The sequence below is a fragment of the Brevibacillus sp. FSL K6-2834 genome, assembly GCF_038592925.1.
Taxonomy (GTDB): Bacteria; Bacillota; Bacilli; order Brevibacillales; family Brevibacillaceae; genus Brevibacillus; species Brevibacillus borstelensis.
In genome coordinates, this window is record NZ_CP151945.1 from 176,713 (window position 1) to 203,035 (window position 26,323).

Here is a 26,323-nt window from a genome sequence, read left to right on the forward strand (position 1 = left end):
CGGTTATGACAAACGCTTTGCTTACAATCGATCATCTGCAGACCCATTTTTTCACCCCGTCGGGAGTCGTCAAAGCGGTAAACGACATCAGTCTTCGCGTACGGGAGGGCGAGACGGTCTGCATCGTCGGGGAATCGGGCTGCGGTAAAAGCGTAACGGCCATGTCCGTGCTGGGGCTTGTAGCGGAGCCGCAAGGAAAAGTGGTTGGGGGAGACATCCGGTTCGATGGCGTAGACCTGCTGCAGCTCAGCCCACTGGAGAAGCAGCAGCTACGCGGCAATGACATCGCGATGATTTTCCAGGAGCCGATGTCTTCGCTCAATCCGGTCTTGACCATAGGCGAACAGATCATGGAGCCTCTGTGGGAGCATCTTCTTCTCTCCAAAAAGGAAGCCAGGGCGAAAGCGATTGAACTGATTTCGCTGGTAGGCATCCCCCGTCCCGAGGAGATCATGAACGCGTACCCGTATCAGCTAAGCGGAGGCATGCTGCAGCGGATCATGATCGCCATCGCGATCAGCTGCAATCCGAGACTGCTGATCGCCGATGAACCGACGACAGCTCTGGATGTGACGATTCAGGCGCAAATTCTCGATCTTTTGCGCGAGATCAAGGAAACGTACAACACGGCGATATTGCTCATCACCCATGATCTGGGCGTCGTTGCCGAAATGGCCGACTATGTGGTCGTCATGTACGCGGGCAAGGTGATTGAAGAAGGGCCTGTCCTGGAGCTTTTCAGCAATCCCCGGCACCCGTATACCCGCGGGCTTTTGCAAGCAAAGCCGGTGATCGGCCAGCGGAAAAAACGGCTGAACTCCATCCCGGGCCAAGTACCGAATCTGATTGGTCTGGCTGATTCCTGCTACTTCCATGACCGCTGCGAGAGCTGCATGTCGGTTTGCCGACTGAAGCAGCCGGAATTGAAGCAAATCGACGACGGGCACAGGGTGGCGTGCTGGTTATACGAGGAGGAGAGCGGGCTTGCGTGAGGCATTGGTGGAAGTCAAGCAGTTGAAAAAGTACTACCCGATTACCGGGGGCATTTTTGGCAGGACCATTGGTCACGTCAAGGCAGTCGATGACGTCAGCTTTGCCATCCGGAAGGGAGAAGCCTTCGGTCTGGTCGGCGAGTCCGGGAGCGGCAAAAGCACGACGGGACGCACGATTTTGCGCCTTACCGATAAAACGGCGGGCGAGGTCAAGTACAAGGGAGTGGATTTGCATGCAGTAAGCAAGCAAGAGCTTCGTCGGCTTCGGCCCAGCATGCAGTTCATTTTTCAAGACCCGTACAGCTCGCTCAATCCCCGGCTTCGGGTAGGGGATGCGATCGGAGAAGCCCTCATGGACCACGGGCTGGCCGACAAGTCGGAGATACGGGAAAGGGTGCAGGAGGTGCTCGCTCTCTGCGGGTTGGCTCCGTATCACATCGACCGGTTTCCGCATGAATTCTCCGGCGGTCAGCGGCAGCGGATTGGTATTGCCCGCTCGATTATCCTGCAGCCGGAGTTTATTGTGGCCGATGAGCCTGTTTCTGCGCTGGATGTCTCCATACAGGCGCAAATCATCAATTTGTTTAGCGACCTGCAGGAGAAAAAAGAGCTTACGTACCTGTTCATCTCGCATGATTTGAGTGTGGTGGAGCACCTCTGCACCCGCATCGGCGTGATGTATTTGGGCTCTCTGGTGGAAATTGCGCCGCGGGATGAACTGTTTGCCCGTCCCTTGCACCCGTATACGCGGGCGCTGTTGTCGGCGGTGCCTATCCCCGATCCGCGGCTCAAGCGGGAGAGGATCGTTCTGCGCGGAGACATTCCGAGTCCGGCGAATCCGCCGAAGGGCTGCAAATTCCATACGAGATGCCCGCTCGCGACTGACCGATGCAAGGAGGAAGTACCCGTTTTACGATTGGCGGACAGCGATCATCAGGTAGCTTGCCATCTCGTATAGCGGACTTTCGATTATGCAGGCGGAATGTCTGGCCCCGTATTGAATAACCTGGGCGAATAGGGTACATTGAAGGTGGAAGAATTCATAGTGATTTGGAAATAAAGTGCAGGATGTGGCGCCTGCGCTTTTCTTTTCATCAAAGGAGGAGATCGCCTTGTTTTCTAGGCTCCGTCTGGCAGCTTTTGATATGGATGGGACCCTGCTGAATGAACAGTCACAGATGACAGAGGCAACGAAGGAAGCCTGTAGGCTGCTGCAAGCCAGCGGCTGCAAGCTGGTGTTGTCGACCGGCCGCACCTATGCATCCGCGCAGCTGCCGATCGGCGGATTCGCGTTTGACGGATATGTATGCAGCAACGGCGCGACAGTTCTGGAGGCGGACGGAACATTGGTTCAGCATGCTGCTTTGCCGCTGGAAATGATCCAACAGGCTGTGCATACACTAAGGCAGGAACCAATCTACTATGAGCTGCACGACACCGAAAGCAATCGCTGGATGGTTCAGGAAGACAGGGAACGGATAGAAACATTGATTGAAGAAGATGCTTCGGTCGAAGGAGTGTCGCTGCGCCGCTTTTCCTTTTACGAGTGGTCACGGGTCGTTCCCTTGGCAGAAATGATGCAGCGGATCGCCACCGGCGAGTCGAAGATCGTCAAGCTGTTCGTCTGGCACCCCGTCCCGGAAGCGCTCGTGCCTGTCCGGGAACAGCTTGAGCGTTGGAGTGATCAGGCTGACATCACATCTTCAGGGAAGCACAATGTGGAGGTGATCCCGAAAGGCGTCTCCAAATGGGAGGGGCTCACTTATTTTTGTCGGAAATGGGGAATTGCGCCCGAACAAGTCATGGCGTTTGGCGATGCGGAAAATGACCGGGAAGCATTGTCCAACGTAGGGTTTCCTGTCGTCATGGAAAACGCCAGTCCGGCGATAAAAGAGCTGGCCCGTTTTATCGCTCCGCATCACGACGAGGACGGAGTGGCGCGCTTTATTCGCGAGCGCGTGCTGGCGGATGGGTAAATACAGCAGTCTCCCCAGCGGATATGCATTGACAAGCAAGTGGGTTGGGATTACAATGGCCCTAAATTATGACACCTACGTAGGGGGATAATATACATGGAAGCCTTGGCGTTAGAAAAAAAGGCCCAGCGAAACGCTGAGTTGCGCGAACGGCTGATGCAATTGAAAAAAGAACGCAATGCCATCATTCTGGCCCATTTTTATCAGCGGCCGGAGATTCAGGAAGTGGCTGACTATATTGGAGATTCGTTCGGTTTGGCGCAAAAAGCCAAGGAAACCGACGCGGACGTCATCCTGTTTTGCGGCGTACACTTTATGGGGGAAAGTGCAAAAATTCTCAATCCCCAAAAGACCGTCATCATCCCGGATGAACGCGCCGGCTGTCCGATGGCCGACATGGTCAACGTGGAAGGCTTGCGCAAGCTGAAGGCGCAGCATCCGAATGCAAAGGTGGTTGCGTACATCAACACGTCCGCCGATGTGAAAGCGGAAACATACATTTGCTGTACGTCCTCCAACGCGAAACGGGTCATCGAGTCGATCGATTCCGACGAGATCATCTGGGTCCCGGATAAAAACCTGGGTCACTACGTTTCCCAGTTTACCGACAAGAAGATGATCATCTGGGAAGGGTACTGCAATACGCATGACCAGCTTTCCGTCCAGGACATCATGTCGCTGAAAGCGCAGCATCCAAATGCGCTCGTCGTCGTCCACCCCGAGTGCCGTCCGGAAGTAGTGGCGCTGGCCGATTACGTCGGTTCTACGACAGGCATTCTCAAATACTGCCGTGAATCCTCCCATAAAGAGTTCATCATCGGTACGGAAGACGGCACCCGCTACATGCTGGAGAAGGACAGCCCGGACAAGACGTTTATCTTTGCTTCCAAGTATCTGGTCTGCCCGAACATGAAGGTCAACAACCTGAAAAAATGCGTGGAAGCGCTGGAGAACATGAAGCCGGAGATTTACGTGCCGGAGGATATCGCGGACAAAGCACGTGCTTCCCTGGAGCGCATGCTGGCCGTGGCGCCAGCGTAATGCTGGAGCGGCCTGTTTTTCAGGAATCTGGTGAGAACGTGAGAAACAAGTAAAAACCCGAGATACAAGCAAAAACCTGCACCTCTTTTGTCAAAAAGGGGCAGGTTTTTATTGTGAAGCGTGCCCAGCAAGCCGTTAATTGCTAGTTGGTGAAAGTCCAACCGAGGCAGGAGCCAAGTCACCTCGTAGCTGACAGGCAACTGGTGGAGAAATCCTAAGGTTGAAGCCCTGTGACAAAGTAACTCGAAAGAGTGCGAGCAAATCAGCAGGCCGTAACATAAAGTGAATCCTGCAGCCTCGTTAAGAAAGACCACCGAGAGGTGGACAAAGGGAAGCCGAGCTTGTTTCATATGGGCGAAGGCCAAGGACGGTGTGGAGAACTTGGAATACAGCACCTATGAATCCCTCGGGGTATGGGGAGCGGTATGTTGAGAAAGTAGTTAACGGAACTGGGGAGACCCTACTCTGCACGCCCCGTCAGGAGCGTAAAACGGAAACCTATAACCGTAAGGGAAGTGGTGGATGGCAGAGAGGGAGTCGGAGGGGTTCATAGTACCGATGAACATAAGGACAACACAACCTTATGGAGGGAAGGAGCCCTGCTTTGTTCACGGGTCGAAGGAGGTAAGAGTGAGTGAATGCAAGTAAACTTGCTAACTACACCGATGTAAAAGCTCGACAACTTTGGACAACCCTATATCTTTGTGCCAAGGCAAACTCAAAACGGCGATTTCATGCCTTGTATGACAAAATCTACCGCCCGGATATTCTAGCGACAGCTTGGAGGAGAGTAAAAGCAAATAAAGGGAGCGGAGGAATCGACGGACAATCCATCGCACAGATTGTGGAGGAGTATGGGGAGAGCCGTTTTCTTAACGAGATCTATCTAGATTTAAAAGAAAAGCGGTATCGTCCACATCCGGTTCGTCGAACTTACATCCCTAAACCGGATGGCAAGAAACGTCCACTCGGCATCCCGACGATCAAGGATCGGGTGGTCCAAATGGCTACTAAGCTAGTCATTGAACCGATCTTTGAAGCTGATTTTCGGGACTGTTCTTATGGCTTTCGGCCAGGAAGAAATGCTCACCAGGCAATTGCACAGATACGCAAAGCAAGCAAGAGGTGTTATTGGGTCGTAGATGTTGACATTAAAGGGTATTTCGACAACATCAACCATGAGAAGTTGATGAAACTGGTCGAAATGAGAATCAGCGACAGACGTGTTCTGAAACTTATCCGACAATGGCTGCAGGCTGGGGTCATGGAAAATGATCAATTCCATGAAACAGAACTGGGAACTCCGCAAGGAGGGGTAATCTCGCCTCTTCTTTCAAACATCTATCTAAACTACATGGACACCATTTGGGAAAATCAATTCTCCCATCTTGGCACACTTATCCGCTATGCGGATGACTTCGTTATCATGTGCAGAACCAAACAAGAAGCATTGGAAAGCATTCAAGTGCTGATGGCTATTCTAAACAAGCTGGAGCTTAGTCTCAGTAAAGAGAAATCTAGACTCGTTAATATTTGGGACAATTCCACTGGGTTTGACTTTCTTGGGCTGCACCATCGCAAATTCCCCGTGTTCAACAAAGGGGGGAGCAAGGTATTTGCTATGTCTCATGTACCAGCTAAGAAAGCAATGAAGGAAATGAGACGTAAAATTAAGGAATACACTGCACCAAGGAACAAACTGTTTCTGTCTCTAGAAGAGCTAGTGAAAGGGCTAAATCGCAAGCTAAGGGGGTTCAAGAACTACTACTTCATCTCGCCCATCGCCAAACGATGGGCAAGACGGATAGACTGGTATGTGATTGAACGCCTTACAATCTTCTGCAACAAGAAAAGAAGCAAGCGGAATAAACATGCCGGAAAGCTGAAGGTCATACAAAACACGCAGGGTAGTTTATTGAAATTAGCCGGATAAAGTAAGCCGAATGCCAAAGAAAGAAGAACATCGGAAAGCCGTATGAGGGAAAACCTCACGTACGGTTTGATGAGGGGGAGCTGAAATGAGCAAGGCGACCATACGGTCGCCCGAAAGTTTCAGTTCTCTACTCTACAGCCAAAGTATTCACTGTAAAAGCTTTAAGAGGAGAGCGGCTGTCTCACGTCCTTTTGGCGGTAAATTCCAAGGACCAGACCCAGTATTGCCATGTGACTGATGAAGGTAAGACCGCCGTAGCTGATGAGCGGTATGGGTGCGGAAAAAAATGGGACCCACCCGATTGCCATCAAAATCCCCCAAAAATACTCGGTAAAAAACATGGCCGCAAGTCCACACATAAGCAGTGCTCCGTAACGGTCGTTCGTTTGCTTGGCGGCTCGAAACAGTTGCATCAGCAAGAGCATGCCGATCAAGAGGACGCCGACCCCTGCAGCCAGCCCGAACGCGTACACCAGATAAACAAAAATGAAATCGGACCCCAGTGCTGCGGTATAACCCAACCCCTCCAGCTTGGTACCGAAACCATGTCCCCACAAGCCTGCGGATCTGATTGCCTCCAGGGACCGAATCAGCATATATCCTCTCCCCATAGGTTCTTCATACGGGTTGACCCAGTACAACAAGCGGTCTAGCTGATAGCGTTCCATCGTCAGAAGGAGTAATGCCACGGCTCCAATCAAGAGTGTGCCTAGGCTGATGCAAGCTTGACGCCTACTCGCCGGCGAGCGGAAAAGCAGAACGAAAAAACCGACGGAAAAAAGGATCCCGGCAAACAAGTCAGGTGCCTTGACATAAAACAGCAAAGGAACAAAATACAGCCCCAATACCAGCCACAGAGAGAGCTTCCTTTGCCAGTTCCAGTCTGAAAATATTCCCGCGAGCGAGATGATCAGCAAAAACGGACTCAGTCTGACAATATCGATGGGTATGCCGATATCCAAGTACGGTTTTCCTGACAAAGTCTTTCCTTGTGTAAACGCAAAAAAAACTGCGAGGAGAGTACCCATATACATGAGCAGGCCGTAAGCTTTCATTTTGCTGTAATTGGCGTAAAGCAGGGCGACAAACGCAGCAATTCCAAAGCAGATAAAGACGAGCTGTCTCTTCAGGAACTTGATATCTTCGGGATTGCCCGCAATAAGTGAGAGCAGAACGAGGAGTCCGATCCCAATCAATGCCGCCACCATCCCGACGACACTCCATTCCATCCGGGGCTTGTGTGCTTCATGCAGATGTTTTCCCACCGCGAACGGATCTCCCATTTCCGCCAGGGCTCGTTCGACAGCCTCGGCTTCCGTGCTGCCGGACTCCATCAAATCCTCCACCTTGTCGGCGATGTGGCTCTCCAGCTCCAGCGTTACGGCTGGATGCACGTCCTTGCAGCGAATCTGAGAGCAGACCTGCCGTATGTATGCCTGAATCTTGTCGTTTGGCGTCATGCCCGTCCCTCCCCAAGTACCTGATCAACAGCGGTGCGGAACGCGACCCACTCCTGTTTCTTTTCCTGCAGCCGTGCTTTTCCTTCTCTGGTGATCCGATAGTATTTCCGCTTCCGCTCGCCTTCGCCATCGCTCCAGTACGATTCGACAAGTCCCTCCGATTCCAGCGTGTGGAGGATAGGGTACAGGGTTCCTTCCTTCAAGGAAAGGATGCCGTTTGAGCTCTTTTCCATTTCTTTGCTCATCTCGTAGCCGTACATCGCTTTTCGTTCGAGAAGGGTCAGAATGAGGATGACTGTGCTGCCCTTCATCAGCTCCTTGTTGATTTTCATGATAGCCTCCTTTTGCATTGGAATTCGATACATCGAATATCTAGGTATAATCATACAAGAAGCCAGCCGCATTCGTAAAGGGGGAATGGCAAGAATCGGTCGAAACGTTTTTGGTTCCTTTTCGTCAAACTTTATGTTGGATAGTCTCCATTCAGTCGCCTGAACAAAAAACAGCAGCCCCAGATGGCCGCTGTCTGAAATCGCACCTGCTCTGCCGGGATGACGGTCATTCCCCTGTCGGGAGTCGCAAGGCGAAATCCCCTGGACAAACTGTCAGAACATCGATCCGTTTGCCATCATATCTCCGGGTATTCCTTCGTATTGGATGTAAAAAATCGGAATGTGCGCTTCTTGTGCTTTTTCGATCAAGGTTTGAATCACCGCAAAGGTTTCTTCGGTCTTGTAAGTTCCCCAAAGTGGTCCAACCTGCAATTCAATGAGGAGCAACGTGATTGCTGATCCGTCATGGGCAATATCCCCTTTTTATCTCCAGTGGACAGAGAGTTACTTCCATTTTATCAAACGCTTTGCAATCAACATACCGTATAGCTGTCGAAGTATGTTTTCGAGCTTTTACGTGGGGTTTAACATTTTTGTCGATTCTTTTTATCTTGCGGAAAAAAATAACTTTTTTCTTTTTAACGATTTGTAAATACATTTGCGATTGTACTTCTTATAATGGGAACGTACATAGGAAAGCTCTTCATATGAGGGACGGAAGGAGCGTTTGTCTTCGTGTGAAAACAATGTCGTTTTTTGGTGAAATCGCCTCAATCGAGGATTTTCCTTTCATATATACAAGTACACTAGAGGGGAAGGCAGACTGATCATGACAAGAGGGCAGCAAGAGTCAATTACAGCAAGAGCAGCAACACGCAGAGGGGGTGGACGAGATGCCTAAGCCGATCAAGGCAAACGGCCGCTACATGGCTGGCTTGGATGGGCTTAGAGCTTTGGCAGTGCTGGCCGTTATCGCTTACCACCTTCATCTGGATTGGACACCCGGAGGACTGCTGGGGGTCGGTGTATTTTTCGTTTTGTCCGGATATTTGATTACGGACATTCTCATCGCCGAGTGGAAACGAAGCGGCAGGCTCCATTTGGGCGATTTCTTGCTGAGGAGGGCGCGCAGGCTCCTGCCGGCGATGCTTGTCATGATGGCAGCGGTAGTTGGATGGCTTGCCATTAAGGATCCCTCCCGACTTTTGGCGATGAAAGAAGAAATCGGATCGGCGCTGCTCTATGTCAGCAACTGGTGGCTGATCTTTCATGAGGTTTCGTACTTCGAGAGCTTCGGTCCGCCTTCTCCGCTGGGCCATTTTTGGTCATTGGCTGTAGAGGAACAGTTTTACCTCATCTGGCCGCTGGTGCTCGTACTTGGGCTTAGCCTCCTGAGAAAACGGGGAAAGCTGCTTGGACTGACGCTGGCGGGAGCCGCCGCTTCAGCACTGGCGATGGGGCTGCTTTATGAGCCGGGGGCTGATCCGAGCCGGGTGTATTACGGGACTGACACCAGAGTTTTCGGTTTGCTCATCGGGGCTGCGCTCGCGATGGTATGGCCGAGCAGGAAGCTTTCCCACAACGTCTCGGCTGGCGTACGGTTGGCCCTCGATCTGGTCGGGGGAGCAGGTCTTTTGGTCGTCATTTCGATGATCTTCCATATAAATGAGTATGACGAGTTTCTCTATCAAGGCGGATTGGTCGTACTTTCTCTGGCAACGGCTGTCGTAGTAGCTGTGCTTGCCCACCCCGCCTCTTTGCTTGGCAAGCTGATGGGCGCAAAGCCTCTGCGGTGGTTTGGCGTTCGCTCGTACGGCATCTACCTGTGGCATTATCCCGTCATTGTGCTGACCAGCCCAGAGGTAAATACAGGGGGAGTGAACGTCCCGCTGGCATTTGTTCAGGTAACGGCAAGCGTCCTGCTCGCTGCCCTGTCGTGGAGATTCATTGAAGAACCGATTCGCCACGGCGGGTTGGGACGGTTGTGGAAACGCATCAAAGGACGGTCGGGGAGGAGCAGACGCGTCGCATGGATTGCTTCGATTGGGGCCTTGCTCGTGATCAGCCTTTCCTTTGCCGGGATGACGCATCTGTTCCCGATAGCTACCGCGAGTTCGTCTACTCCTGACAAGGTTTATGGCAAAACGGAAGCAGATCCAGCGTCCCTTGATCAAGCGCATGGGTCTGGAGCTGCTGCGGGAGCACAAACGCCCGGCGATGGAAAGGGACCCCAAACCCCAGGCAGTGCAGACAGTGCTGCTGCTGATAAAAGCGGACATGCAACAAAGCCGGCAGGCAATCAGGCAGTGAATGGAAAGCAAACCAATCAGCCCGGCAGTGGAGAAAGCGCGAAGGATACGGTGGCGGCCGGAAAGAACGGCGCCAAGGACGGCAAGCAATCTCCTGCTGGTGGAAAGAATGCGTCAAAGGAGAAGCAGACCCCTTCAGCAGCAGACAAATCTCCGAATGCTGATGCCGCAACGGGCGACAAGCAATCAGCGGGCAACAGCCAAGGCACGAGCACAGACCAACCCGACGGTTCGGCTGCGGAACAGCAGAAAGGCCAGGAGGGAAAAGCGGAAACACCTGTCATCGGGAACGGCCATGGCATTACCGTCATTGGGGATTCCGTAATTCTCGACGCGGAGCCTTACTTAAAAGAGATGCTGCCGGGAATCGTCATCGACGGAAAGGTTGGCCGACAGATGTCCCAAGCGCTGGAAGTGGCCAACCGCCTCCATGCGGAAGGGAAACTGGGCAAAACCGTGGTGCTGGAGCTTGGTTCAAACGGTGCTTTCACGAAGAAGCAGATGGATTCACTCTTGCACACACTCGGCAAAAACCGGCAGATCGTCCTGATCAACACCCGTGTCCCTCGTCCATGGGAGAGTACGGTCAACGAAGCACTGAAAGAGAGGGCCGACAGCTCTCCGCAAATTTCGCTGATCAACTGGCATGAGGCCAGCGCCAACCACGATGAGTATTTTGTAAAAGACGGCGTTCATCTCACCACCGAAGGAGCCAAGGTTTACGCATCGCTTTTGGCAAATGGCATCAAGAACCTCGGCGAAGAAAACTAGCGGAAAACAAGAACCCCTTCCTGCGCTTGGAAGGGGTTTTGTCATATGCTCCTGCAACCGAATCTTACGACGGCATGGGAGTCGGAGTCGGCTTTCCATAGCCGTCTTTATACGTATCGTCGATAAACGTGCGGATTTCTTTATCGGTTTTTCCATCCAGTTTCATCTTGGCAGAGACGACGGCGATTTCCATACATACGCCGCAGCGGGTGCCATGATCGTCCCAGACGATGGAGCCGTCTTCTTTTTCCTCTTTAATAAAGCAGTTTCCATTGTGCTGGTGGCCGGCACTTTCACCGCAGCCGCAGTAGCAAGGAATCACCTTGAGAAGCTCGCGATTGGCTGCAGCGACTTTATAGGCTGCGACGATTTGCGGGTCTTGGTTGTCCAAAAAGCTGGGCAGTTGATCCACCGAAGCGGTCATCTCCTGCAGGTCTCCATTTGGGGCGTGCTGCTGATGCGCTGCATGATCGCCCTGGGCTTTGTCTTGAGAGGCACAGCCGGAGACAAGGGCTGCAGCCAAAAGACCAATTACAAAGAAATGTTTCCGTTTCATCCTGGACAGACCTCCTTACCGGTATCATATCATAATGCGATGAAGAAATTGTGAAGAAACCGGCGCAAATCGGAATAAATCCTATTTACTTTATGGGCAGCTGCCCGTATAATAAAAAACGGTTGAGATACAAATCGGAATGATTATGAATTGGAAGAGGAGTGGAAGAAGGATGAAAAAAACGATGCTGGCTACGCTGACGATTGTGACCGCATTGGCTATGGCTGGCTGCGGCACAGCAAATACTGCCAATACGTCTCCGCAAACGGATGAGGGAACATCCAAAATAAAAGTATATACGACGCTTTACCCGCTGGAGTATGCGGCCAAGCGGATCGCTGGCGAATATGCCGACGTGGCGAATATCGTACCAGCCGGAGTGGAGCCTCATGATTTTGAGCCGACTGCCAAGGATATGGTCGCTCTGAGCAGTGCCGACCTGTTCATTTACAACGGGAGCGGGTTTGAGGCATGGGTGGACAACGCGGTAAAAGGCATGGACAAAAACAAGACGACAGTGGTCAATACAACGGAGGGACTTTCCCTGCTGGAAGCTGCGGGGGGACATGACCATGATCACGGACACGAGGGCGAGGCAGCCGAAGCAGGACATGACGATCACAAGGAAGACTCCGGTGCTCAAGGACATGAGGAACACAAGGAAGGTTCCGAAGCTCAGGGTCACGAAGAACACAAGCAGGATGCCGCTGCTGCCACTGGCTCCACCGAGGAGCACGCCCATGAGCACGAGCATGATCACGGCGGTACCGATCCCCACGTGTGGCTCGATCCGACCATGCTGAAAGCACAGGCGGAGAAAATCAAGTCCGCTCTGGTTGAAAAGGACAAGGCGCATGCTGATGCCTACGAGAAGAACTACCAGCAGCTGGCCGCCGATCTGGATCAGCTGGACAAAGACTTTGCGGATATGGTAAGCAAATCCTCCAAAAAAGAGTTTATGGTCGCCCACAGCGCCTTTGCCTATCTGGCCAAGCGTTACGGACTGGAGCAGGTAGCAATCTCAGGGATTGATCCAGCCGACGAGCCGTCGCCGTCAGAGATGAAGGAGCTCGTCGAGCATGTGAAGGAACACAACATTTCGTATGTCCTGTTTGAGACCCTGGCGTCGCCGAAGGTAGCCGAAGTGATTGCCAAAGAAGCAGGCGTCCAAACGGGAACGCTTAATCCTCTGGAAGGCTTGACGGAGGAAGAAGCGAAGGCGGGGAAAGACTATCTCTCTATTATGAAAGACAACCTCGAAATGCTGCGTGCGGCATTGAAATAGGAAACAGGAACGGAAGCTGTCCTTGGCGATCCATAGAGCCAAAGGGGCAGCTTCCTTTTTTCTATCTTTTATATCCGGATTTTACTGTTGCGGGGGCCAGACAACTCCACCGCTTCGATCGATATAGCCCCATGCTGTACCCGTTTGCACGTTAGCCAGGCCATGATGAAAGTCGTAAGCAAAATCAAATTGAGCCGGAATGACGATTTCTCCGCGTGCGTTGATAAACCCCCACTTTTCGTTAAGCTTTACTGCGGCAAGCCCCTCGGAAAAGGAACCCACCTCCGCAAATTGCGGGGCAATGGCTGTCTTTCCCGTCTTGTCGACAAATCCCCACCCTTGCCCTGTCTTGACCTCGGCCAATCCTTCGGAAAAAGCATGGGCCAATTCGTACGCGGGGGCTATTTTCATCGTACCCTGTCGATCGATAAATCCCCATTTGCCGTCGAGCTTCACCGCTGCGAATCCCTCTTGAAAAGAATGTGCACTCTGGAAGGTGGGCGGGATGACTGCCTTTCCGCTTTTGTCCAAAAAGCCGTATAGATTCCCTGTTTTTATAAAAGCCAAGCCTTCGGAGTAATCCCCCAGTTCTTGTACATTCGGAAACGGGATCTCGAAAGCCGGTTCTCCAGATCGGTTGATAAAGCGGAAGGAGTCGTGATCATGGACAGCAGCCAGCCCCTCGTGAAAGCTTCCGGCGAATTTAAATTGCGGTGTGATGACGACTTTGCCGGTCCGATCAATATAACCCCATCCTTCTCCGTTCGGGACCCGTACCGCAGCCAGCCCTTCCGAAAAATCCTGTGCATCGGGAAATTGAAAATCGATTCGAACGCTTCCTTGTTTATCGATGTACCCCAGCTTCCGATCGTCATTTTCTACAATGGCGAGACCCTCTGAAAAGGCAAAACCTTGGAGAAATGACGGCTCGATAACGACCTGTCTGCTCCGGTTGATATATCCTGCATGGTCCCTTTGTCTAATGGGGAAAAGCGCGTCGTCTTCGCTTGAGGGCTTGCCCTGTTTGACTTGCCCGGCAGGAGTTGAATGCGGGGGTGCATGATCTGGCATTTCCGTTTGCGGCTTTGGGGGAGAGCATCCAACCAATATGACCAGCAGTAGCATTCCAAGAGTATATAGGCGAAATATACTCACAGCGAAATCTCACCCCATGTATTTTCGAAATTTTACGTTTTGTTTTACGGATGGTTATTGTCGCCAAAACACCTGTTTTATATAACAAACAAAGGGGAGTTCATTTTTACGATAATCACCTTTGTTCGATAATAATCCCTCAATTCTGGTATTTATCCCTGTATTTACAATTAGTATGACGGTAATTACACCGGTTTGTTTCGCAAAAGAGAGATAAATAATCCTCAAAATTTCCTGATTCACGAAGGATGGGCTTGTAGAGCTGCCAAGCACAAAAAAACCGGAATCGGTTCGGCCCTCCTGATTCCGGTTGTATTCGTTTATTCGTTTGCTTGAGCCATCTGCTTTCCTTCACTCATCCGCAGCCTCAACAGAAACGCTGCAAGGATCGCCAGGACCACTCCGATCATGCCGAACCATGTAACCGATGACAACGACACTTGATCGATAATGATGCCTCCCATTCCTGCACCAGCCGCCATGGACAATTGCATCATGGATTGGTTAAGGCCCAGCATGATTCCCGAATAGTTTGGTTCAATCCGAACCAGATTAAATTGCTGCGTAGGACCGGTAGACCAGGCCGCAAACGACCACAAAACCAGTAAGCCAGCAACAAGAAGCCACGAATGGGGCAAGGAAACGGAAACGGATAGCAAGATGAGGGCTGCTGCGTGCAGGAGCATGCCCCCGGTCAGCGTCGGGAACACGCCCCACTTGTCCGTGCTGAACCCGCCGAATTTGGATCCGGCCAAGCTGGCGATTCCGAACGCCAATAAAGCTGCGCTCAGCATGTCTTCCTTCAAGCCGGCGACATCGAGAAGATAAGGCGAGATATAGGTATAGGCGATGGAGTATCCGCCCAACCAGAAGAAGGTAATGGCAAGCCCTAGCGCTACTTTTCCGTTTTTCAAAAAAGCAAGCTGCCTGGACAAGGGAACGGGATCGTCTCCTTTGACTCGAGGCAATACTGTGTAGAGAACAAACATCGCCAGCAAGCCTGCCAGTGCCAGGAAGCCGAACACAGACCGCCATCCGAACGCGGCCGCTGCAACTCGTCCAAGAGGAACCCCGATAATCAACGAAGCAGTAAATCCCATAACCACTGTGGCAAGGGCACTTGCTTGTTTGCCCGGGGCGGCAATTTTAGCGGCAATATCCAAGGCGGTGACAACCACCATTCCCGCGCCTAAAGCCATGATGACACGGGCTGCAACAAAAAGCTCGAACCCAGGCAGGACAAAAGACAAAACATTCCCTAACACGAAGATGCCCATTGCAGAAACCAGCAGCTTTTGCCTTTCCCATTTTGCCGTCAAAGCCATGAGTAGCGGCGTGCAGACAGCATAAACAAATGAAAAGATCGTCACAAGCTGCCCAGTCAAAGTGACGGAGATACCCAGGGTCTCCGAAATCTTATCCAAGATGCCTGAAATGACATACTCGGATGTGCCGACTAAAAAACTGACTAATGCCAAAAAGTAAACCTTCCACGTACTGGTCAATGAGATCACAACTCCTTTGTCGATTTTAGATCGATAAATTGAAAAATGTAGATACAAAAGACAAAACTATATGATAATACATATCGCGATATGTCGATTTGACAAACAAAACAAAAACCGAATACATTTTCGGCATTCAGTTTTAGAATTAGAGCTCACTATTGAAAAAAGCAGCGAATTCACGTATTTTCTCTTCATTCCTTTTATAATACGTAAATTTTCCGATCCGCTCTGTTTTTATCAGACCGGCTCGTTGAAGTATGGACAAATACTGGGAAACCGTTGATTGAGTCATCTTCAGCTTCTCTGTGACCTGACTCACGCAAACCCCGATTTTTCTCATATCAATCCCTTCGTGGGGCACAAAATGTTTTTCCGGTTCCTTTAACCATTGCAAAATTTGCAACCTCGACTCGTTAGACAATGCTTTAAACACTTCGATTGGCTCCATAATCATCATTATATCGACGATTTCCGATATGTCAACACGAATCAGTTGACCGTTGATTCTGGCGGCTTCTAATGCCTGCTTGCCGTACTGTGTTTGGCGTTCGCTCTGCGACCCGCCGTCAGAACGTGCGGGTCTTTAAGAGCGGAGAGGATGTTCTGGGAGTTGACGGCGGAAAAGCGGAATGCCGCATTTGACTTCTTGAGATTTTTGCCGAATCGTAGTACGATGTAACGTAGTAAATCAGAATAAATCCGATTTAAAGGAAGAAGGATGGCGTCATGGAAGCGAAACATGAGGATGCCGTAGTCAAGCTGACGTCGGTATTCTTTCAATATGAAGAGAAAGTCGTGCTGGAAAACATAAACTTCTCTCTGGAACGCGGAGACTTCGTCGGCATTGTCGGACCGAACGGCTCGGGCAAATCGACGCTGATGAAGCTGCTGCTCGGACTGCTTCCCGCCACGAAGGGGACGGTGGAGCTGTTTGGGCAGCCTTTGTCCAAGTTCCGGGACTGGAGCAAGATCGGTTACGTGGCCCAGCAGGTCGCTCACGGGGCAGGCGGCTTTCCGGCTACCGTACGGGAGGTAGTTGCTTCCGGTCTGGTGGGAAAGGTCGGTTTGTTCCGCCGCCTGCAAGGCAAGCACCATCAAAAAGTCGAGGAAGTCGTCGAGCGCGTCGGCTTGACGGAAAAGCTGGACCAGCGGATCGGCAACCTGTCCGGCGGGCAGCTGCAGCGAGTCTTCATCGCCCGGGCATTGGTGGCGGAGCCGGAGCTGTTGATCCTCGACGAGCCTACCGTCGGTGTGGATCAGGAGTCAATTGAACAGTTTTACGAGCTGCTACGCTCGCTGAAAGAAGAAAACGGCATGACGATGATGATCGTCAGCCACGATGTAGGCGTGATGACGCAGTGGGTCAACAAGGTAGCCTGCCTGCAGCGGAAGCTCCACTTCCACGGCTCCGCGCACGACTTTGCCCACAATCACGACAAGATTTTACAGCAGATGTACGGTGATTCGATCAAAATGCTCGCTCACCACCATTGAGTAGATTTGGAACGAAAGAAGGAGTAGAACCATGCTGGCTGACTGGTGGCAGTATGACTTTTTGCGGTATACCCTGTTTTCAGGGATACTGATTGGACTGATTTGTCCCATTCTGGGGACCTTTTTGATTGTGCGCCGCCTGTCGATGATGGCGGACGGCCTTTCGCATGTAACGCTCTCAGGTGTAGCGGCAGGCATGCTGATCTCAAAAAAGATTGCGCTGTTTCAGGCTGTTAATCCTCTGTTTTTCGGGATGCTGTTCTCGGTGATCGGCTCTCTGTTTATCGAGCGGCTGCGCAAGGTGTACAAATCGTATCAGGATTTGGCGATTCCGATCATCCTTTCGACCGGACTCGGGCTGTTTACTGTTTTGATCAGCATCGCCAAAGGCTTTAACACCGACCTGTATTCGTACTTGTTCGGTAAAATCGTGACGGTCAGCAAGGAAGATTTGTACGCCCTGATCGGCGTGGCGGCAGTCGTTCTCGGCACCGTTTTCCTCATTTACAAGGAGCTGTTTGCCGTATCGTTTGACGAGGAATTCGCCCGCGTCTCCGGAGTGGCACGCCGCTCGATCAACCTCTGGTTTATGGTTCTGGTGGCGCTGACGATTGCCGCCTCCATGCGGATCGTGGGCGTGCTGTTGATCTCCGCCCTGATTACGCTGCCGGTAGCAGCCAGTCTGCAGATTGCCGGAAGCTTCCGCCAAACGATTTTGTACGCGATTGTCTTCGCCGAAACATCCGTTTTGGCCGGACTCTATTTTGCCTATCTGCTAGATTGGGCATCTGGTGGTACAATTGTATTGGTAGCCGTAAGCATCTTGTTGATCGTGCTCGGTGTGAAGAAAATCAAAGCGGCTCTGCGATAGCATGTGACCAATGCGGGAAGGAGCAAGGATGATGAAGGTAGAAGAAGCGTTGCAGATATTGAAGGAAAAAGGATATAAATACACGGGTAAACGGGAAAAGCTGATCCGCATCTGCGCGGCAGAGAGACGGTACCTGTCAGCCAAGGATATCATGGAACGGATCAAGGACGACTACCCCAATCTCAGCTTTGACACCGTTTATCGCAACATCTCGACATTCGTCGATCTGGGCATTCTGGAGGAGACGGAGCTGGATGGGGAAGGAAAATACAGGCTCGCTTGTTCGGCAGACGGCCACCATCACCACCACGTCATCTGCACCGAATGCGGCAAGACCTCCTCACTCCCCGGTTGCCCGATGAACATCATGTCGTCGATCCCCGAGGACTTCCAGGTCACCGGCCACAAATTCGAAGTATACGGCACCTGCTCCGACTGTGCGTCCGTGCCGTCTCATTCATAAACTTTCTACAGACTCCCTTTCAGCCTTTGCAGCGATGACAAGTTCATCGAAGCAAAGGCTTTTTTATCTTTTGCTTTTAGGAAGACCGGGCGAAAACAATCGCTGTAGAGATGAAACAGGAGAAAAAGGCGAAGGTCTTTGGGACACCGGCCCAGGAGGAATGGAAAAAGGGGAACACGCTTTTCGCGTCCAACCTCTGAGACGCATCCTCGGGCAGGCTGCTTTTGGACGCGGTTCCCCTTTTGGAATGGAGCCGGACAGTATAAGCTTCCAAGCAAGTGTCCCACCGAACTGGAGCCTTTTTCTCCTGTTTCATCTCCGCCACCGCAGCCCGGACAACGCCGCCCAAAACCCGAAAGCCTCGTAAAGCTTGCTAAGACTCGCAAAGCTTCAGGCTTACAAAAGAGCTGCGCCAACTCATTTTGCTACCAAGACGTATTTGTTATAATGGGTGAAACATAGATTTGATCACGGATGAGAGAAGGGACACAGGGAATGATCCCCCGCTATATTGCTGACTTTGATTTGCAAACATTGCCGCGGATGAAAACGGAAGTGGCGGTCATCGGCGCTGGCATCGCCGGGCTGTATACGGCCCTGCAAGCCAGTGAACAAAATGAAGTGGTATTGATCAGCAAAAAGAAACTCGACGACAGCAATACGCGCTGGGCGCAGGGCGGGATTGCCGCGGTCACGGCCAAGTCCGATTCGCCCGCGCTGCACCGTCAAGACACCTTGATCGCAGGAGCGGGCCTGTGCTCGTACGAAGCGGTGGAAGTCCTCGTCCACGAAGGGCCTGAACGCTTAAAAGAGCTGATCGCCTACGGTACAGAGTTTGACAAGGACGCCGAGGGGCGGTATGAGCTGACCAAAGAAGGGGCGCACAGCAAACGTCGTATTTTGCATGCCCACGGGGACGCAACGGGAGCGGAAATCGTCCGCGCCTTGTCCGCACGCGTTCGGGAGAAGTCCAACATCACCGTACTGGAAGACCACTTTGCGATTGATGTTGTGACACAGGACGGCGAATGCGTCGGAGTGATCGCCATGAAGCCGGACGGCGAACGCTTTTTCCTGGAAGCAAAGGCGACGGTGCTCGCGACCGGGGGAGCGGGTCAGCTCTACCGCTACACGACCAACCCGGAGATCGCGACAGCGGACGGAATCGCGATCGCGTATCGGGCCGGAGCGCGGATCAAGGATGTGGAGTTTATCCAGTTTCACCCGACAGCGCTGTATTATCCGGGTGCGCCGCGCTTTCTCATCTCGGAAGCGGTACGCGGGGAAGGGGCGATTCTCCGCAATACGAGCGGGGAGCGCTTCATGGAAAAGTACCATCCGCAAAAGGAATTGGCGCCGCGCGACGTCGTAGCCCGGGCGATCGTTTCCGAGATGGAGCGCACACATTCGGCTTATGTTTATCTGGATATCACGCATGAGTCGGAGGAGCTGATCAAGCATCGCTTCCCAAACATTTACCAGTTCTGCCTCCAATACGGGCTCGACATGGTAACCGACTGGATTCCGGTCGCGCCTGCCTGCCACTATATCATGGGCGGAGTTCAGACCGATCTGAACGGAGAGACCTCTACCAAGCGCCTGTTTGCCTGCGGCGAGGTATCCTGCACGGGTGTGCACGGAGCGAACCGCCTGGCGAGCAACTCGCTGTCGGAAGCGGTTGTGTTTGGCCACCGAATTGTTCATCGCATCCGGGAGCTTCCGCCGTTGCCCGAAATACGTCCGTTGCAGGCAAAGGCAGAAAAACGGGGGAATCGGACCGTCAACACGAGAGAGCAGCGGGTCAAGCTGCAAAAGCTGATGCTGCGCCACGTCGGCGTAAAGCGGCAGGAAAAGGGACTGCAAAAGGCGTTGGAAGAGCTGGAGCGCATGCAGCGGTTTTACGCCTGCGAGCACCATGAAATCGAGGCATTCGAATTCCTCAACCTGCTCGGTACGGCCGTGCTGACGACACGCGCGGCATTGCGGCGGGAGGAAAGCCGGGGCGGACACTATCGCAATGATTTCCCGAACAAAGACGATTTGATTTGGCGCAAGCACATCATCCAGTCGATGGATGAGGGTGTACGTGAGGAGAGTGACCAGTACGATGTGGAATAAGCGGGAATTGCAACGCAAAATTGAAGAGTGGCTGCAAGAGGACATCGGCTTCGGAGACGTGACGACAATGAGCACGATTCCCGGGACGGAGACAGGGACGGGCATTCTGTACGCCAAGGAAGCAGGGATTATTGCCGGATTGTCCGTGGCGGAGCAGGTGTTTGCGACCGTAGATCCAGCCTTGTCCTTTACAAGCCGCGTCCAGGAAGGGGCGCGTGTCGAGAAAGGAGAGCAAATCGCAGACGTCAGCGGTTCGGTTCGCTCGATCTTGAGCGGTGAGCGTCTGGCGCTCAATCTGCTTCAGCGCATGTCCGGCATCGCGACGCTGACCAGGCAGTATGCCGACGCAGTCGCAGGAACGAAGGCGCGGGTGGTGGATACGCGAAAAACCACCCCGGGCCTGAGAATGCTGGAAAAATACGCAGTCCGCGTCGGGGGCGGACACAACCACCGCTACGGACTGTACGATGCCGTGATGGTCAAGGATAACCACATCAAGGGAGCGGGCGGAATTGCTCAGGCAGTCGCGGCGGCCCGTGCCGCCATTCCGCATACGATGAAAATCGAAGTGGAGGCGGAGTCGCTGGGGCAGGTGCAGGAGGCACTGGCTGCCGGAGCCGATATCATCATGCTGGACAACATGCCAAACGAGACGATGCGTGAAGCCGTCGCCATGATCGGCGGCCGGGCTGTCGTGGAAGCCTCCGGCGGCGTCACGCTGGAGACGATCGGGGGCATTGCCCAAACTGGGGTGGACGTCATCTCGGTCGGAGCGCTGACGCACTCGGTAAAAGCGCTCGATATCAGTCTCGATTTAAACACCCGGAAACGGTAGGAGAAGCCTTATGCTACTGGTGATGGACATCGGAAATTCCAACATCGTGATGGGACTGTATGAGGGAGAAACGCTGCGTCATCATTGGCGCGTGGCTACGGATCGCAACAAAACAGAAGACGAATACGGCATGCTCGTCCGCAGCCTGTGTGACAGTGTCGGCCTGACGTTGGACAGCGTGGACGGTGTCATTATTTCCTCAGTCGTGCCTCCGATCAAAGTGATGATGGAGCGGATGTGCGAGAAGTACTTGCGCCATAAGCCTTTGATCGTGGGACCCGGAATCAAGACCGGCCTCAACATCAAGTACGAGTATCCGCGCGAGGTCGGGACAGACCGCATCGTGAATGCGGTGGCCGCGATTCACGAGTACGGAACCCCGCTGATCGTCGTCGATTTTGGCACGGCCACCACCTTTTGCTATGTGGACGAGCGCGGACAGTACTGGGGCGGTGCCATAGCCCCGGGGATCGGCTCTTCCACGGAGGCGCTGGTAAGCCGCGCTGCCAAGCTGCCCCGCATCGAGATCGCGAAGCCTTCGTCCGTGGTGGGGCGAAATACGATATCAGCGATGCAGGCCGGGATTTACTACGGCTTTGTCGGTCAGGTGGAGGGCATTGTCCGCCGGATCAAGGCCGAGTACGGCACACAGCCGACTGTGGTCGCGACAGGGGGCTTGGCTCCTTTGATTGCAAACGAAGCAGAGTGCATCGATGTTGTTGATGGCGACTTGACGCTGAAGGGCCTTCGTTTGATTTACGAACGGAATCAGTGAGATGTTAGCTTGTTCATAAAAAGAGAGCAGTTCTCTTGCAGGGAAATCGGCAGGAGGGTTGCTCTCTTTTATAATGGGAGCCTTTAAGATTCATCGAGTCCTACTGCTTTTCTTGTTTTCGCCTCGACCGAGGAGACAGGCGCTCGAAACTCTTTCTTTGTTTGCCGGGGGTTATCTCCAACAAAATGAGAAGATATGTTAGGAGAAATACTTCCACTAGTTTACCTCTATGTGTATCATATGGTAAAATATAGAAATATCAAAAAGATATCTCTTTATCAAGAGTGACTTAACGTACTGAATAGTAATCACTTTGGGAGTAGGGGGAGTGTTTTTCTATGAGGCTGCAAGAGACGGTGCAACGGTCGTTGCGGTCAGAGATAGAAACGCATCAGAAGCAAAACGGTTATACATTAAGCAAGCTCAGCGAATTGTCCGGTATAAATCACGGACACCTTAGTGATATTTTACGTGGCAACCGCCCGATGACGATAGGACAATTGGATGCGTTGACTAAAGTTTTTGGGAAGCCTTTAGGGTGGCTCTATGAATTGTACACAGAAGAGTGTTTCGCAAAAGAGAGGGTATCTCGCCCGCGAGTGATTCCCTACCTGATCCGGTGCGCAGAAATTGGCCTGAAGGATTGTATTCAACAGATCGTTTCCAAATTGCTGGATGACCCCAAAAATGTAGGGATCCTTTTTTCAGTGGCAGAGCAGCTCTTTGAGAGCGGGAAGCGGAAGGAGTCCGTTCCTTTCTATGAGTTCGTGATTGAAAATGAGAAGGACAGTCATTCCGACCGTTTTTTGATCAGTCAGTACCGGTTGTTCCGGGCAGCGCAAGGGACAGATGCCGAAGAGAACTGGAAGGCGGTTATTCGGTTTGAACCTTATCGGAAGCGTTTGCCGGAAAATTTTCAGTTGGACGGGTTGCTGCAATTGGCGAATGTGTGTTTTGTGTTGCAAAGATGGAGTGAAATGGAAAAGTATGCTGACGAATTACGAACACTTGCCATGAAGGTCTATCAGGACGAGCTGCGTAAACGGAAAAGCAACAAGAACTGTGAGCCGTTAAAAACAGAGCGTCATTTGGTTACGTACTATGGACAAGGATTTCTATTAAAAGGCGCCGCATTACAAATGCAAGATTTGCATGAAGAAGCAAAAAAATATGTTCATGGCTATGCTGATCTTGGGTGGTTTGAACTGTTAGATGATGTGGGACAAAGAGAGGTTGAGAAGTTTAAGACATGGGCAAAAGCCAATTTTTATACGTATGATTTGCTGATGGGTGAAGTTACTATTTTGCCCGAGTATCTGAAGTTTTTGGCCAAGCATCCAGCGGAAATACCAGCGGGGCTTTTGACTCTCATGGAAGCGGCCAGTAAATATGACATTTTTATCGAACCTATTTTGGAACAGTATTCAGTAGAAATAGAACGTTTTTATAAATATGAAGATCCGGTTAATATTGGCAGACATTATAATTTCAGGTATAATAAAGTCGTCTATGAGTTAAAGAAAGGGCGCATTACCAATGCACTTGAAGAAATATTATGTTGTTTGGACCTAGCCGATAAGTTGAAGAATCAAGAAGCATTTAAACGATGTACTGCACTGTTTTGGGAACATCGGCATCATGCATCGGAGCAGCATGAACGAATATATCAAGAAATAATAGGGAGGTTCAAAGAATGAAACGAAAGTTGGTATCGTTATCACTCGCGTTAATTGTTAGCCTGTGTATCGGTATTGCAAACACTGAAACATCATCTTCTACAACAATTCAAACAGTGCAGACCTACACTCATGGAGTAGGTGGGTAAAACAAAAGGCCAGTACCTTCAAACGGGTGCTGGCTTTTTATATTTCCTTATTTTTTCAAAGCGGCATTTATTGGAGAATCTAGTATAGTTATAAATGTCCTTGTATTACATAATAAGGAAGGTGTGATATCCGATCACTGTGAAAATTCTAGAATGGGACGTTCCCCTTATGTGCCCGTTAAAAGGAATGCCTACAAAAGGGGAATCGCTTGCTCCTAAAGGCAGGTGCATGATCCGGTTGGTAGGTGAACAAGAACAAAATCGGCATAATGAGAAGGACTTAATAAGGATTATAGAGAGCTTGCGGGGACAATTAGTTGAACTTGTTCAGGAAAAAGGCTTTGACAACGGGGAAGTTGTAGAGTTGAGCCAGCGCCTGGACCAGTATATTGTCCAGTATCAAAACAGAATGAAAATTAAGTCAATCAAATAAAAAACATGCATGAGTCAAACGTAAGCAAAAACAGCCCAGCACGCCACGGTGCTGGGCTTGGCTTGGTACGCTCGCAGATGTTTTTCTCAAACGGATTAATGCCCCACCTGCCACGGACGGCTGGGTGCGTGCGAACGATAGGCCGGCTTGCCGGGACGAGAGGCATGGCCCGCATGGCTGTGTCCATGCGATCCGCAAGCATGCCCGTGAGCTTGAGCGCTGCCGCGTCTCTGGCCTTCCCCGGAACAGCCGGGAGTCTCCCTTTTTACCACTTTCGGCACCGCGCTCTGCTCGATGCGGGTCCGCAGCGCTTTGGACGACGTGATCAACCCGGTGGGCAAATAGAGCCGGACCGCAAGCTTTTGACATTCCGGACAATGCCCGGGGTCCCCGGCTTGTGCCATGCTGCGGTACAGATCAAAGACGCCGCAGGTTTCACATACAAACGAGTAGGTCGGCATGACTGCATCCTCTCCTAAAAAGAAAGTGAAGGTTTGTTATTTCGGTGTGATATCACGGTCAAAGATCGCCGTCGGTATGGCGAGCGTGCAGCACGCGTTCGGAATGTCGACGATGCCGCTGATCCGCCCTTCCACAGGTGCGGTGGAAAGCAGCATGTAGGCCTGCTCGCCGGTATATCCCAGCGTTTTCAAATACTCGATGGCGTTCAGGCAGGCACGACGATAGGCGAGATGAGCGTCAAGGTAGTGCTGCTTGCCGCTGAATTCGTCGACGGAAATGCCCTCAAAGACAAGGAATTCGGAATAGTGAGGCTCGACCGGACCTGGTTTGAAAACAGGATTGTTGACGATGCCGTATTTGGCCATGCCGCCCTTGATAATGTCCACGTGCAGATCGATGAAGCCCGCCATTTCGATCCCGCCGCAGAAAGAGATTTCGCCATCGCCCTGGGAAAAGTGGATGTCTCCCATCGACAGCTTCGCCCCTTTGACAAAGACGGGGAAGTAAATGCGGGAGCCTCTGGACAGGTTTTTGATATCGCAGTTTCCTCCGTTTTCCCGCGGCGGCACGGTACGGGCCCCCTCGGCTGCGATTCGCTCATACTCGGCACCGGTAAGCGAACCGAGCACAGTGCTCGTCGGATCGGGAAGAGTAGCCAGCTCCGGCACGCGATGCGGGTCTGTCGCGACCAGCTCCCTCTCACGCTTGTTCCACTTCGCAAGCAGCTCGTGGGAAGGGGCAACGCCGATCAGTCCGGGGTGGGTAATCCCGGCAAATCTGACTCCGGGTATGTGGCGCGAGGTGGTGTAGATACCGTGGAAATCCCAAATCGACTTGGCTGCCTCGGGATAATGCTCTGTGAGAAAGCCGCCGCCGTTTTCCCGGGCGAAAATGCCGGCAAAGCCCCACTCCGCCCCCTGCAGCGGGCCGATGTCGAGGATGTCAACGACGAGCAAATCGCCCGGCTCTGCCCCGTTTACCCAGATCGGTCCGCTGAGCACGTGGACGCGCTTTAGATTGACGTCGCGGATGTCGCTCGGATCGTCGTTGTTCTGGATCTGTCCATCCGTCCAGTCCTTGCACTCGATGCGAAACATAGCCCCCGGGTTGACCGCAGCCACGGCAGGAATATCGGGATGCCAGCGGTTGTGTCCGGGTAAATCCTGCTCCTCCATCGGTTTGGTCAAATCCACCTTGAACAGCACTTCAGGCATTTTGTCTCCCCCTTGTTTTCCTCATTTGCTCACCTGGTTTCACCTGTCCCCCCTTTGTTAAGTCCATATGCGTGAATGGTTCGATTTAAGCCTGTTATAAAATAGAAAAGCGTCTGTTTGTTTTTAAAGACAAGTCTACCTTCTTTTAATTTCGCCAAGGAGATTGTGAAAGATTTATTGATAGATGACAGACGAATGCAAATATATAGGCATTAAAAACCGACACAAATAAAGAACGCATAGCTTGCGTTCGAGAGCATTGTTAAGCACTCAGAAGGGCAGGGAATGTTACGATTGCAAAATATTGAAGGATCTTCCAACGCAGGAACTACATAAGGCTGGGGAAGCCCTTTACGGACTCCGTTTGCGAAGAGAGAGCGAGACATAACCGATGTTGTTTGCAATTACTTTGCGGATGGCTTTAGGACCAACTAGCTATTGATCTCGGAGTAAGGTTTTAAGGGCACTTTAGCGATATGTTCTTAGTAAGCAAACTATAATGTCTCTCGATTATT

The 26,323-nt window shown here is 51.9% G+C and carries 23 protein-coding genes; 15 read left to right on the top strand and 8 right to left on the bottom strand.

The features are described from left to right. Positions 1 to 5 precede the first annotated feature (5 nt). From NST96_RS00990 to ltrA, 5 genes are all read left to right on the top strand, one after another. The gene (locus tag NST96_RS00990) at positions 6 to 992 is read left to right on the top strand and encodes an ABC transporter ATP-binding protein (protein ID WP_251255564.1); all 987 of its coding nucleotides are present in this window, start codon (positions 6 to 8) and stop codon (positions 990 to 992) included. Beyond that, positions 985 to 1,950 carry an oligopeptide/dipeptide ABC transporter ATP-binding protein gene (locus NST96_RS00995; RefSeq protein WP_003390265.1) on the top strand — a complete coding sequence of 322 codons (966 nt, stop codon included), beginning with the start codon at positions 985 to 987 and terminating at the stop codon, positions 1,948 to 1,950. Before NST96_RS00990 ends, NST96_RS00995 begins: the two co-directional genes overlap by 8 nt. 154 nt (positions 1,951 to 2,104) lie before the next feature. After that, on the top strand, positions 2,105 to 2,968 hold the full coding sequence (locus tag NST96_RS01000) for an HAD family hydrolase (protein WP_327926355.1): 864 nt from the start codon (positions 2,105 to 2,107) through the stop codon (positions 2,966 to 2,968). A gap of 96 nt (positions 2,969 to 3,064) precedes the next feature. Further along, positions 3,065 to 4,009: a quinolinate synthase NadA gene (nadA, locus tag NST96_RS01005; RefSeq protein WP_003390269.1), complete on the top strand. Its 945-nt coding sequence runs from the start codon at positions 3,065 to 3,067 to the stop codon at positions 4,007 to 4,009. Positions 4,010 to 4,643: 634 nt separating this feature from the next. Further along, positions 4,644 to 5,942, top strand: a complete 1,299-nt coding sequence (gene ltrA / locus NST96_RS01010; RefSeq protein ID WP_024985477.1) for a group II intron reverse transcriptase/maturase — start codon at positions 4,644 to 4,646, stop codon at positions 5,940 to 5,942. 161 nt (positions 5,943 to 6,103) lie between these two features. Here ltrA and NST96_RS01015 read toward each other — a convergent pair whose 3' ends face one another. Beyond that, positions 6,104 to 7,402, bottom strand: a complete 1,299-nt coding sequence (locus tag NST96_RS01015; RefSeq protein WP_342405227.1) for an FtsW/RodA/SpoVE family cell cycle protein — start codon at positions 7,400 to 7,402, stop codon at positions 6,104 to 6,106. After that, on the bottom strand, positions 7,399 to 7,734 hold the full coding sequence (locus tag NST96_RS01020) for a PadR family transcriptional regulator (RefSeq protein ID WP_003390271.1): 336 nt from the start codon (positions 7,732 to 7,734) through the stop codon (positions 7,399 to 7,401). Before NST96_RS01020 ends, NST96_RS01015 begins: the two co-directional genes overlap by 4 nt. Before the next feature lie 893 nt (positions 7,735 to 8,627). Between NST96_RS01020 and NST96_RS01025 the strand changes: the two genes are divergently transcribed. Continuing rightward, complete coding sequence (locus NST96_RS01025) at positions 8,628 to 10,814, top strand: acyltransferase family protein (RefSeq protein WP_024984729.1); 2,187 nt, start codon at positions 8,628 to 8,630, stop codon at positions 10,812 to 10,814. Between the two features lie 64 nt (positions 10,815 to 10,878). Here NST96_RS01025 and NST96_RS01030 read toward each other — a convergent pair whose 3' ends face one another. Beyond that, positions 10,879 to 11,370: a PCYCGC motif-containing (lipo)protein gene (locus NST96_RS01030; protein ID WP_003390273.1), complete on the bottom strand. Its 492-nt coding sequence runs from the start codon at positions 11,368 to 11,370 to the stop codon at positions 10,879 to 10,881. A gap of 172 nt (positions 11,371 to 11,542) precedes the next feature. Between NST96_RS01030 and NST96_RS01035 the strand changes: the two genes are divergently transcribed. Beyond that, positions 11,543 to 12,655, top strand: a complete 1,113-nt coding sequence (locus NST96_RS01035) for a zinc ABC transporter substrate-binding protein (RefSeq protein WP_339166996.1) — start codon at positions 11,543 to 11,545, stop codon at positions 12,653 to 12,655. Positions 12,656 to 12,736: 81 nt separating this feature from the next. On the opposite strand, the gene NST96_RS01040 is transcribed toward NST96_RS01035, so the two are convergent. The 3 genes from NST96_RS01040 to NST96_RS01050 all read right to left on the bottom strand — a co-directional run bounded on the left by NST96_RS01040 (position 12,737) and on the right by NST96_RS01050 (position 15,766). After that, the gene (locus tag NST96_RS01040; protein WP_172920350.1) at positions 12,737 to 13,726 is read right to left on the bottom strand and encodes a WG repeat-containing protein; all 990 of its coding nucleotides are present in this window, start codon (positions 13,724 to 13,726) and stop codon (positions 12,737 to 12,739) included. Positions 13,727 to 14,130: 404 nt separating this feature from the next. Continuing rightward, positions 14,131 to 15,315, bottom strand: a complete 1,185-nt coding sequence (locus NST96_RS01045; RefSeq protein WP_122958266.1) for an MFS transporter — start codon at positions 15,313 to 15,315, stop codon at positions 14,131 to 14,133. Positions 15,316 to 15,463: 148 nt separating this feature from the next. After that, a complete protein-coding gene (locus NST96_RS01050) occupies positions 15,464 to 15,766 on the bottom strand; it encodes a metalloregulator ArsR/SmtB family transcription factor (RefSeq protein ID WP_003390278.1) in 303 nt (100 codons plus the stop codon). Between the two features lie 278 nt (positions 15,767 to 16,044). On the opposite strand from NST96_RS01050, the gene NST96_RS01055 reads away from it, so the two are divergent. The 8 genes from NST96_RS01055 to NST96_RS01090 all read left to right on the top strand — a co-directional run bounded on the left by NST96_RS01055 (position 16,045) and on the right by NST96_RS01090 (position 24,132). After that, positions 16,045 to 16,812 carry a metal ABC transporter ATP-binding protein gene (locus NST96_RS01055; RefSeq protein WP_171506529.1) on the top strand — a complete coding sequence of 256 codons (768 nt, stop codon included), beginning with the start codon at positions 16,045 to 16,047 and terminating at the stop codon, positions 16,810 to 16,812. Between the two features lie 31 nt (positions 16,813 to 16,843). Then, positions 16,844 to 17,683, top strand: a complete 840-nt coding sequence (locus NST96_RS01060; RefSeq protein WP_003390281.1) for a metal ABC transporter permease — start codon at positions 16,844 to 16,846, stop codon at positions 17,681 to 17,683. Positions 17,684 to 17,714: 31 nt separating this feature from the next. Beyond that, the gene (locus NST96_RS01065) at positions 17,715 to 18,146 is read left to right on the top strand and encodes a Fur family transcriptional regulator (RefSeq protein WP_024984725.1); all 432 of its coding nucleotides are present in this window, start codon (positions 17,715 to 17,717) and stop codon (positions 18,144 to 18,146) included. Between the two features lie 495 nt (positions 18,147 to 18,641). Next, positions 18,642 to 20,264, top strand: coding sequence for an L-aspartate oxidase (gene nadB, locus NST96_RS01070; protein ID WP_003390284.1), 1,623 nt, complete (start codon positions 18,642 to 18,644; stop codon positions 20,262 to 20,264). Next, the gene (gene nadC, locus NST96_RS01075; RefSeq protein ID WP_003390285.1) at positions 20,254 to 21,099 is read left to right on the top strand and encodes a carboxylating nicotinate-nucleotide diphosphorylase; all 846 of its coding nucleotides are present in this window, start codon (positions 20,254 to 20,256) and stop codon (positions 21,097 to 21,099) included. Before nadB ends, nadC begins: the two co-directional genes overlap by 11 nt. Positions 21,100 to 21,109: 10 nt before the next feature. After that, positions 21,110 to 21,874, top strand: a complete 765-nt coding sequence (locus tag NST96_RS01080; protein ID WP_342405234.1) for a type III pantothenate kinase — start codon at positions 21,110 to 21,112, stop codon at positions 21,872 to 21,874. 338 nt (positions 21,875 to 22,212) lie between these two features. After that, positions 22,213 to 23,571, top strand: a complete 1,359-nt coding sequence (locus tag NST96_RS01085; protein ID WP_342405236.1) for a helix-turn-helix transcriptional regulator — start codon at positions 22,213 to 22,215, stop codon at positions 23,569 to 23,571. A gap of 357 nt (positions 23,572 to 23,928) precedes the next feature. Next, positions 23,929 to 24,132: an aspartyl-phosphate phosphatase Spo0E family protein gene (locus NST96_RS01090; protein WP_216621078.1), complete on the top strand. Its 204-nt coding sequence runs from the start codon at positions 23,929 to 23,931 to the stop codon at positions 24,130 to 24,132. 95 nt (positions 24,133 to 24,227) lie between these two features. On the opposite strand, the gene NST96_RS01095 is transcribed toward NST96_RS01090, so the two are convergent. Together NST96_RS01095 and fmdA are read right to left on the bottom strand one after the other, a co-directional pair. Further along, positions 24,228 to 24,593: an FmdB family zinc ribbon protein gene (locus NST96_RS01095; RefSeq protein ID WP_024984720.1), complete on the bottom strand. Its 366-nt coding sequence runs from the start codon at positions 24,591 to 24,593 to the stop codon at positions 24,228 to 24,230. A 36-nt stretch (positions 24,594 to 24,629) separates the two neighbouring features. Then, on the bottom strand, positions 24,630 to 25,808 hold the full coding sequence (gene fmdA, locus NST96_RS01100; RefSeq protein ID WP_251255517.1) for a formamidase: 1,179 nt from the start codon (positions 25,806 to 25,808) through the stop codon (positions 24,630 to 24,632). Between the last annotated feature and the right edge of the window lie 515 nt (positions 25,809 to 26,323).